Raw genomic sequence first — 19,149 nt, forward strand, 5'->3', positions numbered from 1 at the left:
TTTGATGTACATCAATGTTTTCTCTCTCTTATTTAAACAATTTTGTTCCTTCAAAAATTTAATAATTAATTAAAAATGAACAAAAAGTATTTTAAATACACCAACACTTTATTTGTTATTACTCCTATAGCTCTCATTATGGCGTTTGTGGGTTTTATGCGCAATTATAGCTTTGGAGAAGATTTGTCCTTTAAATTCCTAAAAGCTTGGGGCGTCATAATTCCTATTCCCTATAGTACCGCTTTTATAATTATTCCAAATGCTAGAAAGCTAGCCCAAAAAACAACATCAAAATGATTACCGAAATAGAAAACGAAAACCCATTAGTATCATTTGGTACAACTAGTCAAGAACGCGTTGAAAATGCAATTAACGAACTTAGGCTCGGAAAAGGAATTTTATTACTAGACGACAAAGACCGTGAGAACGAAGGCGATTTAGTTTATTCAGCCCAGCATATGTCAGTCGAAGATATGGCATTGATGATACGCGAATGTAGCGGAATTGTATGCCTTTGCCTCACTAACGAAAAAGCCGATGAATTAGAATTACCTTATATGGTAAAAGAAAACACCAGTCTTTTTCAGACTCCGTTTACAGTTACTATAGAAGCTAAAGAAGGAGTTACAACAGGACTTTCGGCATCAGATAGGATTCAAACCATAAGAACCGCATCTGCAGAAAATGCAAAATCTTCAGACTTAGTAAAACCTGGACATATTTTTCCGCTAAGAGCAAATGATAACGGTGTACTACAGCGCAACGGACATACCGAAGGAAGTGTCGATTTGATGAAACTGTCAGGTTTAAAACCTGAAGCTGTATTATGCGAATTAATGAACCCTAACGGAACGATGGCAAGATTACCCGAGATTTTATCATTTGCCCAAAAGCATCAATTGGTAGTTTTAACAATAGCAGATATTGTACATTATCGTAAATTTGTTAAAGATTTTATTTAAAACATGAAAGAGCAATTAATCGAATATATAAAAGAGGTATCAACAGTTACAGACGAAGAACTGGAGAAAATAATCAGTTACTTTAATCCTATAGAAGTCGAGAAAAATGAGCTCTTGGTTTTCCCAGGGCAAACCACCCAACGAATGTATTTTATTTGCAATGGTTGCTTGCGCATATTTTTTATAACCGAAGAAGGACAAGAAGCAACACGATACTTAGGATTCGAAAGTAATTTTGTAACCGCCTTATCTAGCTTTGTGCTAAATGAACCTTCTTTAGAATTTGTTCAGGCATTAGAACCAACGGAATTACTTTATATTTCGCGTCAGGATTTTTATCATTTGCTGGAAATTATACCTAATTGGGGTAGTTTTTACAGGCATTATATGGAAATGGCTTATGTAACAAATACCAAAAGACTCATGTCGTTCTTAACCCAAAATGCAACCGAAAGATACAAGCAATTACTAGACACCAACCCTAAAATCACACAACGTTTGTCTAACAAGATTGTATCTTCCTTTCTTAACGTTTCGCAAGAAACACTAAGCAGGTTAAAATCTAAACCTTAAACATTATTCAATTTTCAAAATACAAAAAGGCAATACTAGTTTCTGGTAATTGCCTTTTTTTGTTTAAATGTGCACCTATATTTTTCATAACTTCGTTTACAATTGCAAAAGCATTCAAACATCAATGAATCAGGATAGTATCGACATATCAAATAATAAAGCCATTAGCCTGCAAATGGTCGAAATTCCTCAAGGTCAGATTACATTGAGAGACGATAGGATTAAACATATCTGGACCGCAAATATTCAGCCTTTCTTAATGGCAAAATACCTTGTAACACAAGATTTATATTTAGAAATCACGCAGGATTCTCCAAGTACTTTTAAAGGAAATAAAACAATGATAAAACTAGAAAAATTCGATAATACCGATTTTGAAAGATTAATAAAATGGGCAGATAATGAAGAAATGTTAGTTCAATTTTCAGGTCCAATTTTTAAATTTCCATTAACAACTGAGCAGTTAGATAATTATCTAAAAGAAGAAAATAGAATTCCTTTTAAAGTAATTGACACCGAATCCAAAGAAGTACTAGGACATGCCGAAATATATCAATCCGAAGATAATTTGGCTAAACTTTGCCGAATACTTATTGGTGATGCAAAATTTAGAGGAAAAGGAATTGGAGAAAAAATAGTTAATCTTCTTGTACAATATTCTTTTGAAGAATTAAATGTAGAGAAAGTAGAACTTAATGTCTACGACTGGAATAAACAGGCAATTAAATGTTATGAGAAATCCGGTTTTGTCATAAATCCAGACAAAATAAGCGAAATCATAGTCCAGGAAGAAGTTTGGATCTCGCTCAATATGATAGTTACTAAAGACAATTGGAAAATAAATTAAAAAGAGAATAATCTTTTTACATCATTTCTGTAACAGAATACATTTTAATCGTCTATTAACTAAATCATAGAATATAAACTAACCATTTATTAAAAAAACCAACCAAATGAAACATTACATAGTAACAATACTAACTTTTTTAACCACATTAACCGCTTTTGGACAAGATATTACAGGACAATGGAATGGTCTTTTAAATGTTCAGGGAACACAATTAAGATTAGTTTTTAATATTAATAAATCCGACACTGGTTTTAAATCCACAATGGACAGTCCTGATCAAGGTGCAAAAGATATTCCGGTAACTACAACAACTTTTGAGAACTCAACTTTAAAACTTACCGTTGCAAATGCTAAAATAGAATATGAAGGCGTTCTTGGTAAAGACAATAAAATAGTCGGTACTTTTAAACAAGCTGGTCATGCATTTCCTATGAATTTATCGAGAGAAAAAATTGAAAAAGAGAAATTGGTACGACCGCAAGAACCAACTAAACCATATCCATATTACTCCGAAGATGTAACTTTTAAGAATGAAAAAGCAGGAATAACTCTGGCAGGAACACTGACTCTACCTAAAAAAGAAGGTGTTTTTCCTGTTGTTATTTTAATAAGCGGAAGTGGTGCGCAAAACCGTGATGAGGAATTAGCAGGACACAAACCTTTCTTGGTATTATCGGACTTTTTGACCAAAAACGGAATTGCGGTTTTACGATATGATGATAGAGGAACGGCACAATCGACAGGTAACTTTAAAAATTCAACTTCTTTAGATTTTGCTACAGATGCTCTGGCAGCAGTAAACTATTTGCTAACCAGAAAAGAAATTAACAAACAAAAAATTGGTTTGATAGGTCATAGCGAAGGAGGATTAATTGCTCCAATTGTAGCTACAAACTCTAAGAATGTCAATTTTATTGTATTACTGGCTGGTCCCGGACTTCCTGGAAACCAATTACTTTTATTACAACAAAAATTAATTGCAGAAGCAGCCGGAATGAGTGAAGCTGATATTCAGAAAGCACAAGAAATAAACAAAACAGCTTTTAATATTATTGCTAAATCTAAAGGCCCAGAACAATTAAAAACCGATATAACGGCTTACATAACCCAAGTTTCTAAAAATGACCCCAATAAACCCGCAGGAATGACTGAGGCTGAATATATCAAAATGCAAACAGATAAGATTCTAACTCCTTGGATGGTAACTTTTGTAACCTACAATCCAGCACCAACATTAGAGAAAGTAAAATGTGCCGTTTTAGCACTTAATGGAGCAAAAGATTTACAAGTTGCACCAAAAGAAAACCTAACCGCCATAAAAGAAGCCCTTTTAAAAGGAGGAAATAAAAATATAACAACCAAAGAATTACCAAACCTAAATCATTTATTTCAGGAATGTAAAACTGGTTTGCCAACTGAATATGCAACAATAGAACAAACATTTTCTCCAACAGCTATGAACGAAATTCTGGATTGGATAAAAATACAAACGAAATAATTTTTAGATGAAAAATAAATCAGCAGCACAAAATAGCAAACGAAAAATATTCATTAACGGAAATATTTGCAGCAGCCGTGAAGATTTCTGGAATGCCTACGCAAAAGAAATCGATCCCGAATCGGCAAAACATTTTGGAAAAAACTTAGATGCATTTAATGATGCCATTTCGACCGCAGGTCCGGGACATCCAGGAGAATGCATTATAGAAATAACAGGAACAGAAAATTTATATAAAATATTTGGTACAGAAAATTTTCAATTTATAATCGAATTACTTACAAAGGCGGACTTTGTAGATTTAATTACTCAGGAAAACTAATTACCGATTACATAATACATTTTACAATTAAACAAATGAATAGAATTACCGTTTTTTGTGGATCAAGTTTTGGAAACAAAAAAGAATACGAAACTCAAGCTTTTAAACTTGGACAAACAATGTCCGAAAATAATATCGATTTAGTTTATGGCGGAGCCAAAGTTGGACTTATGGGTGCAGTTGCAGATGGAGTTTTAAATAAAAACGGAAAAGTAATTGGTGTTTTACCAGACTTCTTAATGAAGAAAGAAATTGCACACGATAATTTAACCGAATTAATTATTGTAAAAAGCATGCATGAAAGAAAAACCAAAATGAACGAATTAAGCGATGGCGTAATTGCTTTACCAGGCGGATTTGGAACTCTTGAAGAGTTTTTTGAGATGCTTACCTGGGCGCAACTCGGACTTCATAAAAAACCAATCGGGATTTTAAATATTGATGGTTTTTACGATTTGTTATTAGAATTTATACTAAAAATGGTAAATGAAGGTTTCTTAAAAGAGATAAACCAACAAATGATACTCGTAAGTACAGATTCAGAGGATTTGCTCCTTAAAATGAAAAATTACGTGGCACCAGAAGTTGGGAAATGGATTAAAAAAGGAAATGAATAAATCATTTAAAAATCAAAAAACATGCCTGTAGATAATTTAAATTTAGAAATTCCGAAATTGATTTTTAATGCACACGGAGAATTAATAATCCTACCTTCCCCTACTTCATCCAAAGATGATTTTGATTTTTTTCAGGGAAAATCTAATATTATAAATAAAAAACTAAAATACCGATTCTCGAATTGTACCGAATGGATTGAATTTCCATCAACACAGGAAATGTACAAGATTCTTCAGGGAATTGGTAATATCGATAATTTTCTGGCGGAATTTGATGGTGTTCCTTTTGAAGGAATGACGGTACGATTATTTAATCCCGAAACAAAACTGTGGAGTATTTATTGGTCCGACTCTAATACCGGAGTTTTAGATAAACCCGTAATTGGTTCATTCGAAAAAAAAGTAGGCCATTTCTTTTCAAGAGATATTTATGAAGGAAAAAAAGTAATTCAGCTATTTCGTTGGGACGCCAGAGACAAAAACAATCCTATTTGGAGTCAGGCAATGTCTGCTGATAACGGAGAAACCTGGGAATGGAATTGGTATATGTATATGACCAAAGTGAAATAATTTAAAAAGAACACCTCTTAAATTAAAGTATGAAAAACAAATCAAATCCGGTTATCTATTTTGAGATTCCTGTAACCGATATAGAAAGAGCCATCCAATTTTATACAGCAGTATTCAATTTCGCCTTTGAGCGAGATATTATACATGATAACGAAATGGCTTTTTTCCCTCTTACCGAAGGCAATAACGGAATTTCGGGAGCTTTAGCAAAAGGAGAAATATACATACCAACGATAAGCGGAACTCTTGTATATTTTAATACCGAGGATATCGAAGTAACTTTAAATCTTGCATTACAAAATGGTGCCGAAGTTTTATTTCCAATAACATCAAATGGAGAATATGGTTCTGTAGCAGAATTTAAAGACTGCGAAGGAAACAGGATTGCATTACATATGGCTAATAAATAATATAACAACTTATACAAAACAATACTTTACAATAAAAATGGAAGAATTAAAAGAGAATGAAGTGCCTACACAAAAAATTTATAAAGACCGAGCTATCTGGGTTGGAACATTTTTAGGAGGACCACTTGCAGCTGGATATTTGATAGCTGAGAATTTTAAGGCATTTAATGACACAAAAAAAGCAAAAACAACATGGATAATAGCTATTATAGCCACAATAGCAATATTTGGTGGCGCTTTTTTAATTCCTGAAGATGTAAAAGTCCCAAATCAGATAATCCCTTTAATATATACTGGAATAGCTTTTTATTTCGTACAACATTTTCAGGGACAAAAAATAAATGAACATATAAATTCTGGTGGTTCATTTTTTGGTTGGTGGCGAACAATTGGAATCAGCTTTATTGCCCTTTTAATCACATTTAGTGTTATTATATGTGTAGTGTTATTTACAGAAAATGAACAATTTGATGGAATAACAAAAGAATATGGCGTTATGAAAAACGAAATTGTTTATCAAGATAATATACCCGTAACAGAAGTAGACAAACTAGCAGAAGGCTTTGAAAAAAATGCATTTTTTGAAAATACAACTAAAAAATATGTGTATATAAAAAAGAGTAATTCTACTTATGAAGTTTCTATTCCATGTAATCAAACTATTGAAGACATCCCTGAATCACAAATTCCTTTTGTCCTATTAAGAAATGAAATACAAAAAGAATTCCCTAATAACAAAATCGTTTTAAATTTAGTAGTTGATAATCTTGATAATGTTGTAAAACGAATCGAATAATAATTATCGTACTCACTGAATTTAAAGACTGCGAAGGAAACAGGATTGCATTGCATATGACTAATAAATAATTATGTAATTATAGAATTGATTTAACACATAGAAACACAGATTTTATGTGCAAAAAAGGATACAAAAAGAAATACATTTCTCTCACATAGTAACTAGTTGAGATAATACATTTGAAGGTAGAGATGCACCGCAGCGCATCTAAGATATAGTTACTATGCGGCTGTATGTAAAGTGAAACGTCTATTTTTGAGAGTGCTAAATCTATGTGTTTAAAATAATTGTGCTCAACGGGTTAATAAAATAAAAACAATCCATTAAAATGTCTGGAGAAAAAGATTTAGAGAAATTACTCAAAAGCATGAAACCCAAACACAATGTTGGTGATTATGTTTTTTGTACCGTTAAAAGTCTTGAAAATATAGCTCTCGAAGATATTGTAATGTCATTTACAGAAAGTGAAGGCATTACTTTAATCTTAAAAAAAGAAATTGCCGATGAACTTAAACTAAGTTATTCGGTTGTAATGTCGTGGATAACGCTAACTGTACATTCATCATTAGAAGCTGTGGGTTTAACTGCCGCTTTCGCGAAAGCGTTATCAGACAATAACATTAGTTGCAATGTTGTAGCTGCATTTTATCACGACCATATCTTTGTAAATAAAAAAGATACAGACAATGCCATTACTATTTTAAATAAATTTTCTGAATAGAATTAATTAGTATTCGATGACAACAGATATCATAGAAATAAACAACTTCGTCGTTTTAATAGAGCAATCAAATGCTGATAAAACGATTATCGAAAAATGTGAAATCGATGGAGATGCTGTTGGCTTTGCGTTCTATGGTTCAGGAAATGTCGAATTAGAAATTACGTATGAAAACAATAGTATAATTATAAACAATACTACAGGAATTGCAATTTCATTTTTCGGAAACAGCAAAGTCGGATTTGCTCATAAAATTTCGCCTAATAAACCATTACAATCTATTAGCGTATTTATGAAGATCAAAAATCTTAATATGCTGCCAGAACGTGAAAGCGAAATCTTCTCCGAGTATTTACAACAACTCCTTAATCCCGAAGCCAATTTTGTAGAAGGTCCAAGTTTTTATATGTCCCCTGATATGCAAAATGCAGTTCAAAAAATATTTAATACCCAATATAAAGGAGACACAAGATTGATGTTTCTTAAAAGCCAGATAACCGAATTACTGGCACATTTTTTTGCTCATCTTGCTACCGAAAAAGAAAAAACCACCAACAAAATTGACCGTGATAAACTTTTTCACGCAAAAGAAATTATGACCCAAAATATTGCTACTCCACCCTCATTAAGTGAGTTATCTAAGCAAATTGGTCTTAACAACAACAAACTCAAAAAGAATTTTAAAGAACTTTTTGGTATTCCTGTATTTAAATATCTTCAGGAACAACGACTAAATAAAGCGCATGAATTATTAAGCAATACCGACAAGAACATTCAGGAAACTGCATGGTTTGTGGGATATGAAAGTTTAAGTTCTTTCTCGAATGCTTTCCATAAAAAATTTGGCGTAAGACCAAGCGAACTAAAAAAATAATTCTTTTCGAACAAACTTTAATCCTTTTAAAACAAACAACTGATAATCAATAGTTCTAATTTTATTTTGTTAACTAAACATCATAATCATGGAACCATTTATTATCGACACAAAAACTATTGTTTTATTATTTACCACATTATTAACCGGACTTCTGGCTGGGATCTTTTTTACTTGGTCTAATGCTATAACTCCAGGTATTGGCAGGCTTGATGATATTAATTATCTAAGAGCTTTCCAGAACATGAACCGTACTATTGTAAACCCATTATTCTTAGTGATAATTATGGGGCCAGTATTTTTATCTTTTGCTACAGCTTATCTATATAAATCCAATCATCCTTATATTTTCTGGTTATTACTAATTGCAGCAATACTATATTTTGTAGGCGTATTTCTGGTAACAATTATGGGCAATATTCCGCTAAATAATCTTTTAGACAAAACTGACTTAACCAATATTTCTCTGGAAAATGCCCGAAGTTTAAGAGATCAATTTGAACTTAAATGGAATAATCTGCATTTGGTTCGAACCATAACATCAGTACTATCATTCTTCTTATTAATTATAGTGTGTTTGTTTAGAAATAGTAACTTTTAATATTAAAATGAAATGAAAAAAATGAGAGCAATTTTAGTTGGAGCGTTAATCTGGCTATTAATATTTAGTACTTTCGGTTTATTAAGTTATCTTCCAAACATTAAAGATTCTGCATTACAACAATTCTTAATTGTTGCACCATTGGCAATTCCATTTACAATTCTTGGTGCTTATATTTTCTATAAAAACGGATATAGAACCAACGGATTCATTCTCGGTTTAATTATAGTTACAACAGCTTTAACACTAGATGTACTCATAACTGTACCTTTTACCATAATCCCGAATCAGGGAAATTATTATAGTTTTTTTACTAGTAAATTCCTCTGGATTCTTGTTGCAGAGGTGGTTACTATTGTATACTTTTATTGGAAATTAAAGATTAAAACCAAATTACAAAACATATAATTAGTTTTTAAATCAGTATAAACAATATAAAGTTTAAACAAAATATGCAAACATTAGGGCTTATTGGCGGAATTAGTTGGGTATCTACAGTCGATTATTACAAACTTATTAATGAAGGAATAAATGAAAAATTGGGCGGATTAAACTTTTCTCAATGTATTATTTATTCATTTAATTATGAAGACATCAAAAAAAATAATGATAATAATGATTGGGAGAAAACTTTTCAGATGCTATATGAAGCTTGCAAACATTTAAAATCTTCGGGAGCAACGGCAATTGTATTATGTGCCAACACTATGCATCATATTGCTGATAGACTCGAAAAAGAAATCGGAATCCCACTAATTCATATTGCCACAGTAACAGCCGAAGAAATCGAAAAAACCGGACTAAAAAAAGTAGGATTACTGGGAACTAAATTTACAATGGAACTTGATTTTTTCAAATCTAAACTTACCGATAGAGGTATCGAAACAATTATTCCTAGTGATGAAGACAGAGAGTTTGTACACATGACTGTTTTTGAAGAATTAGGAAAAGGAATTGTCACTGAAAAAACCAAAAAACGATACTTGGAAATTATTGATAAATTGATACAAAACGGAGCCGAAGGAATCATACTTGGTTGCACCGAAATTCCGCTTGTTATAAAACCCGAAGATGTAACCATCCCAACATTTGATACTGTATTATTACACTCGAGAGCTGCAGTAGCATTTTCATTAAAAGAATAAAATTTATCATAGAAATTATATAAATGGCTAAATAATAAATAATCAAGATGAATATAATCTGTAAGAACTGTAATCAGCATTTTAAAGGGCATTATTGTAGTAATTGCGGACAGCCAGCCGATACTCACAAACTCGATTTTCATTTCCTGATGCATGAAATCCAACACGGATTAATTCATTTTGATAAAGGTATTTTATACTCCGCCAAACAACTTTTTACGCGTCCCGGAAATACCATAAGAGAGTTTATAGAAGGAAAACGAATTAAACATTTTAAACCACTTTCCTTAGTAATTATTCTCGCAACTCTTTATGGAGTTCTTTATCATTACTTTCATATCAACCTAATTGCGGATGCTCCCACAGATAGTGAGACACTATCAATAATTAATCCCAAAGCAGCAAATGAATGGGTCGCGACTCATTTTTCATGGATAACATTAGCAACAATACCATTTTACTCATTAGGAACATATATCGCATTTAGAAAACAAGGATACAACTATATCGAATATTTTATACTCAACACCTTTAAAGCCTCGCAACGACTCTTTGTACATATTGCTTTATTTCCGTTGCTTTATTATTATAATGGAACTCCCAATATAAAAACGATAACCCAAATTCTATATGTTATAGATATTATATTAATTTATTGGACAAATGTTCAATTTTTTAATAAACTCACTAAAACCAAAGCTTTTCTATTATCTGTATTGAGCCACGTAATATTCCTTGTTAGCTTCATGTTAATTCTATCTATAATTATCATAATTTTAAATAAATTACACAATTAACAACCACATTTCCTGTTTAACATTTAAATATTTAACAACCTAAACAAACTTTAAAACAATTCTTAATGAAAGTACTTCTGAAATTTATGTTTCTCTTCCTAATTGTTCTCAACACATCAGCACAACAAGCAAATGGTACAAAACCCGAAGATTCCAAATCACTTTATGATATACAGGATGATGTTTTAATTAAAACCAGAGATGGAGCATTAATTTCCGCAATTGTAGTTCGCAAAAAAGGAATAACGACACCACAACCAGTTATTTTACAATTTACAATCTATGTACGCGATCGAGATATTAAAGGTTTAAAAGAAGCCGCAGATAATGGTTATGTTGGAGTTATGGCATACTCCAGAGGAAAAAGATTAAGTCCCGACGAAATATTTCCGTACGAGCATGATGGCAAAGATGCTTATGATGTTATCGACTGGACAAGCAAGCAATCATGGTGTAACGGAAAAATCGGAATGTTTGGCGGTAGCTATAACGGTTTTACACAATGGGCATCGGCAAAAAAATTGCATCCAGCACTTAAAACAATCGTTCCTTATGTAGCCAACAGACCAGGAATGGGATTACCAATGGAAAATAGCGTATTTATAAATCCTAATTACGAATGGGCATTTTATGTAACCAATAACAAAACCTTAGATACAGTTGTTGGAGACGACAGAAAACGTTTCCGAACCATGCAGGACAAATGGTGGAATTCAGGTACTGCTTATCGCAAAATTGACAGCATTGATGGCACACCAAATAAATATTTACAAAAGTGGTTATTACATCCTGGTTATGATAAATATTGGCAAGATATGGTTCCGTATAAAGATGAATTTGCCCAAATAAACATCCCTATTTTATCTATCGATGGTTATTATAACGATTCCCAAATATCTAGTTTATACTATTTAAGAGAACACGTTAAATACAATAAAAACGCTGAGCATTATCTTGTTATCGGACCTTATGGACATTTTGGTGCTCAAAAAGGTGGAGACCCTACCATAAACGACTATAAAGTTGACCCTATAGCGATTTTTAATACCAAAAAACTAACCTACGAATGGTTTAACTACATTCTTAAAGGTGGTCCTAAACCTGCCGTTTTAAAAGATAAAATAAACTATGAAGTAATGGGTGCTAATGAATGGAGACATGCACCATCATTAGAAAAAATGAGTAATGGTTTTCTTAAATTATATTTAACCAATACCAAATCGAAAGATAAGTATCTATTATCAGATAAAAAACCAGCCAAATCTGGGTTCTTACCTCAGGAAGTAGATTTTGCCAACAGAGAAATTAGTAATAATGACTATTACCCAGACCCAATAATTCGTAAAGAACTCGATACTATAAATGGCTATTTTTTTATAAGCGAACCCCTTGATAAACCTATTTTGGTTAATGGTGCTTTTGAAGGCGAAATAAAAGCGCTTATCAACAAAAAAGATATGGATTTAGGTGTAGTATTATATGAATTGATGCCTAATGGCGAATACTTTCACTTATCCTATTTTTTAGGCAGAGCCAGTTATGCAAAAGATATTACAACCAGAAATCTTCTTGTTCCTAACAAAATAGAATCTATCCCGTTTACAAATACCAGATTAGTAAGTAAGCAATTAAGCAAAGGGAGCCGCTTGGTTGTGGTAATAAATGTAAATAAAAATGCTTTCGCCCAACTAAATTATGGAACTGGTAAAGACGTAAGCGATGAAACCATTAAAGATTCCAAAGAACCTCTAAAAATAAAGTGGTATAACGATAGTTTTGTCAAAATTCCAATCTGGAAAGATTAGGGAATATAACCTCTATTTGCTGCCATAGATAATCTATAAATGGGACGCGGATAAAACGGATTTACAAAAGTAAAGACGCAGATAAAAACAGATTAAAAAAATAGAAAAAAATCCGTTTTATCCGCGTTTTCGCCTTAGCGAATCCGTTTTATCCGCGTCCCTTTTTCCAGTCAGAGATTCAAAAAACTTTGCGCCCTTTGCGGTTAATTTCTCTACCACAGTTTATTGTTTTTAACTAAATAAAAACTTTAATTTCCTTAACTTCGTTTGCTACATAAAAACGCTGAAAATTATGGCATGGAATCCCGAAAAATACAACGAGTTTAAAACACTTCGATACAAACCTTTCTTTGATTTGATTGCCCATATTCAGGATAAACCAAATATGAAAGTCGTAGATTTAGGTTGTGGGACTGGAGAGTTAACCAATATGCTATCCGAAAAGCTAACCAATCCTTCAGTAAAAGGTATCGATTCCTCGAAAGAAATGCTGGAGAAAGCCAAAGAATTCACCTCGATACAATTTGATCAAAAAACCATCGAAGAACAAATTAATACGAGAGAAAAATGGGATTTAGTTTTTGCAAATGCATCCATTCAATGGGTTGATAATCACGAAGAATTATTTCCTAAAATTATATCATTATTAAATCCTGATGGACAATTAGCAATCCAAATGCCTTGTCAGAACGAGAATTTACTCAATCAGATTGTAATCGAATTAGTGCAGGAAGAACCATATAAAAGCGCATTGAATAATTGGAAACGACTTTCTCCTGTTCTTACAATGGACGATTATGCTCAAATTTTATTCGAAAATGGCGGTACAGATATGGTTATTTACCAAAAAGTATATCCTATGATAGCCAAGTCGCATGACGAATTATATGAGTTTATTTTGGGCTCAACATTAGTTCCCTATTTCGAGAGATTAGAAGGTGCAGTTAAAGAACAATTTATCAAAGAATTTAAAAAGAGAATAGAAAAAAGGTTTAGTAAAACGCCATCATTATACGCGTTCAAAAGAATCCTTTTATACGCAAAATTCTAAAAACATAACTAGAAAAAATATCGATATGAGTAGTAATCCAAAATCTGTTGAAGCCCAAATGCTGATAAGAAAACCAGCTGCAATTGTTTTTAATGCTTTTATAGACCCGAATGTAACCAAGAACTTTTGGTTTACAAAAGGAAGTGATAAGCTGGCTGTAGGCAAAAATATAATCTGGGAATGGGAAATGTACAAAGTATCAACTACCGTTTTTGTAAAAGAAATTATCGAAAACGAAAAGATTACTATCGAATGGAACGAACCTAAAACAACTGTTGATTTTGAATTCAGAAAAATAACCGACGATACAACTTATGTGGTTATCAAAAATTATGGTTTTGATAAAGAAGGCGACGAACTTTTAAATACAATCAAAGATTCTACAGGCGGATTTACCACTGTTCTAGACGGTCTAAAAGCCTATTTAGAACATAACATCAACCTGAATCTTATAGCCGATAAATTTCCGAAAGAAGCGTTTAATACATAAAAAAAGAGCGAAAAAATTAACCGCAAAGATCACAATGATTTACGCAAAGGTCGCAAAGCATAAAAAATCCGTGTAATCCTTTTATCCCGATAGCTATCGGGAGTGGCAGAAAAATTAACCGCAAAGGGCGCAATCCCGACGCTTCGGGATCGTGTTTTCGCTTTAGCGAATCCGTTTCATTCGCGTTTCTTTTTATAGATAATCTGCAAAAAACACATTATTAATTCATATCAACAAAATGAGCTTAGAAAACAATTATATAGAAGTTAATAAACAATCTTGGAATAGTCGGGTTGAGTCACATCTTACATCTGACTTTTATGATTTAGAAGGTTTCTTAAAAGGAAACACTTCATTAAATAGTATCGAGTTAGAATTACTTGGTGATGTAAAAGGAAAATCAATCCTGCATTTGCAATGTCATTTTGGTCAGGACACAATTTCTTTGGCAAGACTTGGCGCAAATGTTACGGGAGTCGATTTGTCTGACAAAGCAATAGATAGCGCCAACAAACTTGCGCAAGAAGCTGATGCTAAAGCTACATTTATATGTTGTGATATTTATGATTTACCAACCCATTTAAACCAGAAATTCGATATTGTATTTGCAAGTTACGGAGCAATCCCGTGGTTGCCAGACCTTGATAAATGGGCAAAATTAATTTCTGATTTTCTTAACCCGAATGGGAAATTAGTCTTTGCCGAATTTCATCCAGTAGTTTGGATGTTCGATGATAATTTTGAAAAAATAGGATATAATTATTTTAATTCGGGAGCAATAATAGAAACCCAAGAGGGAACCTACGCTGATAGAGAAGCTCCGATAGAACTAGAGTACGTATGTTGGAATCATAGTATGAGCGAAGTTATAAATAGTCTAATAAAAAACGGGCTAGAATTAAATGCCCTAAATGAATATGATTACTCGCCATATAATTGCTTTAATAACACCATCGAATTTGAACCAAAAAAATACAGAATAAAACATTTAGACAATAAGATCCCAATGGTATATTCGATAGTTGCCACAAAAAAGTAGTCGCCCAAAAAATATAACTCATCACATTATGCAAACAACAATTGGATTAATTCTAGTAACCATATTTCTATTCCTGGCAGGAATTCATATTTATTGGGGATTTGGTGGGAAATGGGGAAATGATGCCGCTATACCAACAACCGCAAACAATGAAAAAGTTATCAATCCGAAACTAAAAGAATGCATGGTAGTTGCAATTGCCTTACTGAGTCTTTCGGTTTTAGTTTTAATAAAATCAGAAATAATAGTCTATAGTTTGCCTAATTGGTTACAAGAATATGGACTTTGGATTATTTCGATATTGTTTATTGTGAGAGCAATTGGCGAATTCAAATACGTGGGATTTTTTAAAAAAGTCAAAACCACAAAATTTGCACAAATGGATACCAAATACTTCTCTCCATTATGCTTATTTATTTCGATTTTAGCAACAACATTAGCATTAACAACATGATTTTTTGTGCTACTTTTACATAGAATAACATTATAAATTGAAATCAAAACCATGGAATTAATTACTATCGAAGAGTTTTTTATTATCGGATTATCGATAAGAACTACCAATGAAAATGAACAATCTGCAACGGATATTCCAGCGCTTTGGAACAAATTTATGTCTGAAAACACAATCGAAAATATTCCAAATAAAATAGATAGCTCAATCTATGCTGTTTACACCGAATATGAAAAGGATTATACAAAACCATACACCACAATTTTAGGCTGCAAAGTTTCAATTTTAGAGAATATACCAACCGGAATGATTGGAAAAATCATTGCAAAAGAAACCTACAAACAATTTACAGCCAAAGGAAAATTAGCCGACGGTGTTGTAATCCAGAAATGGATAGAAATTTGGAATACTGATCTTAACAGAAAATATACTGCCGATTTTGAGATATACGGAGAAAAAGCATCTAATCCGGAAAATGCTGAAGTGCCTATTTTTATAGCTATTTAGTGAATTTACTCATATCAGTCAATTTCAAAAAAATGCTTTAATTTTCTAGATTCTCTCGCAAAGTCGCAAAGACGCCAAGTTAAAATTTAGCTTTCTTTGCGACTTGGCGTCTTTGCGAGAATTTATAACTACAACACTTATATAAACAATAATGCAACCAAAACTAATTGAACACATAAAAAAGTACGTCGAATTAAACGATGAACAAACCCAATTAGTTCTGGCTAATATGAAGCCAATTACCCTAAAAAAGAAAAGTTATTTACTAGAAGAAGGACAAATATGTTCTTCGCTATATTTTGTAGAAAAAGGCTGTTTACGTTTCTTTTTTATCAATGATAAAGGAACAGAACAGATCACACAATTTGCAATCGAAAACTGGTGGATTGCCGATTATATGAGTTTTGATACACAATCACCATCACAGTTTTATATTCAGGCAATCGAAAATACCGAAGTTTATGTTTTTGATTATCATAATCAGGAAAAAGTTTTTAGCCAATTACCTCAACTAGAACGCTACTTCCGACTTGTTTCGCATAGAGCTTATTCGGCTGCCCAATTGCGAATGAAGTATTTATACGACTTTACAAAAGAAGAAAGTTACCAGCATTTTATTACCAGATTTCCTGAATTTGTGCAACGAATTCCGCAATATATGCTAGCATCTTACTTAAATCTTACTCCAGAATATTTAAGCGAGATAAGAAAAAACGCACTTTAATAGCATTTCTTAAACTAGCTTAAGATTTTTCATGGTTCCTATAAATATCTTTGCTTAATAATTAAAAACAAAGAAATCATGAGCAAGAGAATTAAAATCGCACACACTCAACCAGCTGCTGTAAAACCATTATTGGATTTGAATACTTATTTAGACTCAACTCCTTTAACCCACACACATCACGAATTAATAAAAATTAGAACATCACAAATAAACGGTTGTGCTTATTGTATCGATTTGCATACAAAAGATGCTCGAAAATATGGCGAAACCGAACAACGTATTTATTTATTGAATGCTTGGAGAGAAGTTGATTTTTACTCTGAAGAAGAAAGAGCAATTTTGGCTTTGACCGAAGAAATTACATTAATAAGTAATGGAGGAGTTTCAGACGAAACCTATCAAAAAGCAGCTAGTTTATTTGATGAAAACTATTTATCAAATATTATAATGGCAATTATTACAATAAATGCCTGGAACAGAATTGGGGTTACAACCGAAATGAAACCAGCTTTAACTCGTTAAAAATTAAAGGTTCCAACCATTAAGATATTAAGATATTAAGTTTTAATTCTTAATTTACTTAATCTCTTAATGGTTTGACAAAAACATCTTTTCTTTCTTATTTAACTGATTTTTCCTACTCATTGTTGTTAAAACCCTTATTTTAAGATAATCAAAAAATTATAATCAATCCTTTTTACATTATTATTTTATTGCCAAATTATTAATATTAAATACAAATTTTAATAAATACGCAACATTAACAATTTTTCTTTTAATTTCATTGCGTTATTCAATTATCTTTGTGATAATAAAATTATAGTATAATGGAAGAATGTATATCGGTATTTGATATGCTTAAGATTGGTGTAGGACCATCAAGTTCACACACCCTTGGACCTTGGCGTGCAGCAGAACGTTTTCTTGCTGAATTAAAAAGTGAAAATCTGTTTTCTCAAATCACTCGTGTCAAAGTCGATTTGTATGGTTCTCTTTCTTTAACAGGAAAAGGTCATGCTACAGATTTGGCAGTTATGTTAGGATTAAGCGGTCAGGATCCCGAATATATTCCTATAAACGACATTGCAGGAATTATCAAATCTATCGAAGAAACCAATACAATTATACTTGGAAACGAGATAACCATTCCGTTTTTCTTTTTACAAGACATTGTTTTCAATAAAGAATTCTTGCCTTTTCATGCCAATGGTTTAAAATTTACGGCTTACGCCAAAGATGATTCCGAATACGAATCTATCTTCTACTCTATTGGTGGAGGATTTGTGGTAAAAGAAGAACGCGAAAATGCTAAAATAAAATCGGAGATAAAATGTGCATTTCCGTTTCCTATACAAAACGCAGCAGAACTTTTAGAATATACCATTACTCAAAACAAATCCATTTCGGAGATTGTTTATGAGAATGAAAAATCGATGCGTTCTGAAGAATTCATTAATAACGAATTAATGCGTATTTGGAATACCATGCTCGAATGTATGTACATCGGTTGCCATTCTGAAGGAATACTTCCTGGTGGACTAAATGTACGTCGTAGAGCATTTGATATGCACCAAAACCTCATCGGTTTATCCAACTATAATTCTCCACAAACGTGGCTAGAAGAAATAAGAAAGACTGAGGTTAAATTTCGTCAAATCCTAAAATGGGTAAGTTGTTTTGCACTTGCCGTAAATGAGGTAAATGCTGCTTTAGGACGTGTAGTTACTGCCCCGACCAATGGTAGCGCTGGTGTAATTCCTGCCGTTTTAATGTATTATTTGGTAATCGAAAACCATGATGCAGGCGAAAAAGAAATCAAACAATTCCTGATGGTTGCTGGCGAGATAGGAAGTATCTTTAAGAAAGGATCTACAATTTCTGCCGCAATGGGTGGTTGTCAAGCCGAAATAGGTGTTTCGTCATCTATGGCAGCAGCAGCACTTTGCGAATTAATGGGCGGAACTCCTGCACAAGTTTTAATGGCTGCCGAAATCGCTATGGAACATCACTTAGGATTAACCTGTGACCCAATTGGTGGATTAGTACAAATACCTTGTATCGAAAGAAATACAATGGGAGCTATAAAAGCCATCAATGCAGCCGAATTAGCCCTAGAAACAGACTCTAAAAATGCAAAAGTGCCTCTCGATAAAGTAATCGATACGATGTGGCAAACAGCAAAAGATATGAACTCTAAATACAAAGAAACCTCCGAAGGAGGATTGGCAATTGCCGTGAATATGGCGGATTGCTAGTATTCAGTCGCAGTTTTCAGTTTTAGTTTACAATCACAGTACTAGTTTTCAGTATTCAATAAAAAAAGTGTTCAGTTGCAGT

25 protein-coding genes are annotated in these 19,149 nt (G+C 32.5%); all 25 read left to right on the forward strand.

Translation table 11 applies throughout. From position 1 onward, the window contains the following. The first annotated feature begins 75 nt into the window (after nucleotides 1-75). Entirely contained in the window at nucleotides 76-297 is a 222-nt protein-coding gene (locus tag B8T70_RS03990) for a DUF2798 domain-containing protein (RefSeq protein WP_086894002.1), read from the forward strand. Continuing rightward, the gene (gene ribB / locus B8T70_RS03995) at nucleotides 294-962 is read left to right on the forward strand and encodes a 3,4-dihydroxy-2-butanone-4-phosphate synthase (RefSeq protein ID WP_086894003.1); all 669 of its coding nucleotides are present in this window, start codon (nucleotides 294-296) and stop codon (nucleotides 960-962) included. The genes B8T70_RS03990 and ribB overlap by 4 nt, the downstream gene beginning before the upstream one ends. 3 nt (nucleotides 963-965) lie before the next feature. Continuing rightward, on the forward strand, nucleotides 966-1,535 hold the full coding sequence (locus B8T70_RS04000; RefSeq protein ID WP_039116125.1) for a Crp/Fnr family transcriptional regulator: 570 nt from the start codon (nucleotides 966-968) through the stop codon (nucleotides 1,533-1,535). Between the two features lie 124 nt (nucleotides 1,536-1,659). Beyond that, nucleotides 1,660-2,382, forward strand: coding sequence for a GNAT family N-acetyltransferase (locus tag B8T70_RS04005; protein ID WP_165763185.1), 723 nt, complete (start codon nucleotides 1,660-1,662; stop codon nucleotides 2,380-2,382). Nucleotides 2,383-2,488: 106 nt separating this feature from the next. Then, complete coding sequence (locus B8T70_RS04010) at nucleotides 2,489-3,883, forward strand: S9 family peptidase (RefSeq protein ID WP_086894005.1); 1,395 nt, start codon at nucleotides 2,489-2,491, stop codon at nucleotides 3,881-3,883. Nucleotides 3,884-3,890: 7 nt separating this feature from the next. Further along, nucleotides 3,891-4,205 carry a barstar family protein gene (locus B8T70_RS04015; protein ID WP_086894006.1) on the forward strand — a complete coding sequence of 105 codons (315 nt, stop codon included), beginning with the start codon at nucleotides 3,891-3,893 and terminating at the stop codon, nucleotides 4,203-4,205. A gap of 35 nt (nucleotides 4,206-4,240) precedes the next feature. Further along, nucleotides 4,241-4,822, forward strand: coding sequence for a TIGR00730 family Rossman fold protein (locus tag B8T70_RS04020; protein WP_039116131.1), 582 nt, complete (start codon nucleotides 4,241-4,243; stop codon nucleotides 4,820-4,822). Nucleotides 4,823-4,843: 21 nt separating this feature from the next. Next, nucleotides 4,844-5,392, forward strand: coding sequence for a hypothetical protein (locus tag B8T70_RS24085; protein ID WP_086894007.1), 549 nt, complete (start codon nucleotides 4,844-4,846; stop codon nucleotides 5,390-5,392). A gap of 29 nt (nucleotides 5,393-5,421) precedes the next feature. Beyond that, nucleotides 5,422-5,802, forward strand: a complete 381-nt coding sequence (locus B8T70_RS04030; RefSeq protein ID WP_086894008.1) for a VOC family protein — start codon at nucleotides 5,422-5,424, stop codon at nucleotides 5,800-5,802. Between the two features lie 37 nt (nucleotides 5,803-5,839). Then, nucleotides 5,840-6,598: a hypothetical protein gene (locus B8T70_RS04035; protein WP_086894009.1), complete on the forward strand. Its 759-nt coding sequence runs from the start codon at nucleotides 5,840-5,842 to the stop codon at nucleotides 6,596-6,598. 331 nt (nucleotides 6,599-6,929) lie between these two features. After that, nucleotides 6,930-7,322, forward strand: coding sequence for an ACT domain-containing protein (locus B8T70_RS04040; RefSeq protein WP_086894010.1), 393 nt, complete (start codon nucleotides 6,930-6,932; stop codon nucleotides 7,320-7,322). Nucleotides 7,323-7,338: 16 nt separating this feature from the next. Continuing rightward, the gene (locus tag B8T70_RS04045) at nucleotides 7,339-8,196 is read left to right on the forward strand and encodes an AraC family transcriptional regulator (protein ID WP_039116142.1); all 858 of its coding nucleotides are present in this window, start codon (nucleotides 7,339-7,341) and stop codon (nucleotides 8,194-8,196) included. An 88-nt stretch (nucleotides 8,197-8,284) separates the two neighbouring features. After that, nucleotides 8,285-8,797 carry a DUF1772 domain-containing protein gene (locus tag B8T70_RS04050; protein WP_086894011.1) on the forward strand — a complete coding sequence of 171 codons (513 nt, stop codon included), beginning with the start codon at nucleotides 8,285-8,287 and terminating at the stop codon, nucleotides 8,795-8,797. Nucleotides 8,798-8,809: 12 nt separating this feature from the next. Next, a complete protein-coding gene (locus tag B8T70_RS04055) occupies nucleotides 8,810-9,205 on the forward strand; it encodes a DUF5367 family protein (RefSeq protein ID WP_086894012.1) in 396 nt (131 codons plus the stop codon). A gap of 44 nt (nucleotides 9,206-9,249) precedes the next feature. Further along, nucleotides 9,250-9,942 carry an aspartate/glutamate racemase family protein gene (locus B8T70_RS04060; RefSeq protein ID WP_086894013.1) on the forward strand — a complete coding sequence of 231 codons (693 nt, stop codon included), beginning with the start codon at nucleotides 9,250-9,252 and terminating at the stop codon, nucleotides 9,940-9,942. Between the two features lie 47 nt (nucleotides 9,943-9,989). Continuing rightward, nucleotides 9,990-10,739, forward strand: a complete 750-nt coding sequence (locus tag B8T70_RS04065) for a DUF3667 domain-containing protein (protein WP_086894014.1) — start codon at nucleotides 9,990-9,992, stop codon at nucleotides 10,737-10,739. Between the two features lie 65 nt (nucleotides 10,740-10,804). Then, complete coding sequence (locus B8T70_RS04070) at nucleotides 10,805-12,544, forward strand: CocE/NonD family hydrolase (protein ID WP_086894015.1); 1,740 nt, start codon at nucleotides 10,805-10,807, stop codon at nucleotides 12,542-12,544. Nucleotides 12,545-12,836: 292 nt separating this feature from the next. Next, a complete protein-coding gene (locus B8T70_RS04075; protein WP_086894016.1) occupies nucleotides 12,837-13,595 on the forward strand; it encodes a methyltransferase domain-containing protein in 759 nt (252 codons plus the stop codon). Nucleotides 13,596-13,620: 25 nt separating this feature from the next. Next, complete coding sequence (locus tag B8T70_RS04080) at nucleotides 13,621-14,085, forward strand: SRPBCC family protein (protein ID WP_039116152.1); 465 nt, start codon at nucleotides 13,621-13,623, stop codon at nucleotides 14,083-14,085. Between the two features lie 238 nt (nucleotides 14,086-14,323). Continuing rightward, on the forward strand, nucleotides 14,324-15,124 hold the full coding sequence (locus B8T70_RS04085) for a bifunctional 2-polyprenyl-6-hydroxyphenol methylase/3-demethylubiquinol 3-O-methyltransferase UbiG (protein WP_086894017.1): 801 nt from the start codon (nucleotides 14,324-14,326) through the stop codon (nucleotides 15,122-15,124). Nucleotides 15,125-15,152: 28 nt separating this feature from the next. Beyond that, nucleotides 15,153-15,578: a DUF3995 domain-containing protein gene (locus B8T70_RS04090; protein ID WP_123912068.1), complete on the forward strand. Its 426-nt coding sequence runs from the start codon at nucleotides 15,153-15,155 to the stop codon at nucleotides 15,576-15,578. Between the two features lie 51 nt (nucleotides 15,579-15,629). Beyond that, nucleotides 15,630-16,085 carry a GyrI-like domain-containing protein gene (locus B8T70_RS04095; protein WP_086894019.1) on the forward strand — a complete coding sequence of 152 codons (456 nt, stop codon included), beginning with the start codon at nucleotides 15,630-15,632 and terminating at the stop codon, nucleotides 16,083-16,085. A gap of 151 nt (nucleotides 16,086-16,236) precedes the next feature. Beyond that, nucleotides 16,237-16,809: a Crp/Fnr family transcriptional regulator gene (locus B8T70_RS04100; protein ID WP_086894020.1), complete on the forward strand. Its 573-nt coding sequence runs from the start codon at nucleotides 16,237-16,239 to the stop codon at nucleotides 16,807-16,809. Nucleotides 16,810-16,887: 78 nt separating this feature from the next. Next, the gene (locus tag B8T70_RS04105; protein ID WP_039117213.1) at nucleotides 16,888-17,334 is read left to right on the forward strand and encodes a carboxymuconolactone decarboxylase family protein; all 447 of its coding nucleotides are present in this window, start codon (nucleotides 16,888-16,890) and stop codon (nucleotides 17,332-17,334) included. Nucleotides 17,335-17,639: 305 nt separating this feature from the next. After that, the gene (locus tag B8T70_RS04110) at nucleotides 17,640-19,067 is read left to right on the forward strand and encodes an L-serine ammonia-lyase (RefSeq protein ID WP_086894021.1); all 1,428 of its coding nucleotides are present in this window, start codon (nucleotides 17,640-17,642) and stop codon (nucleotides 19,065-19,067) included. The last annotated feature ends 82 nt before the right edge of the window (nucleotides 19,068-19,149 follow it).

Source organism: Flavobacterium sp. AJR (assembly GCF_002156885.1).
GTDB lineage: Bacteria > Bacteroidota > Bacteroidia > Flavobacteriales > Flavobacteriaceae > Flavobacterium.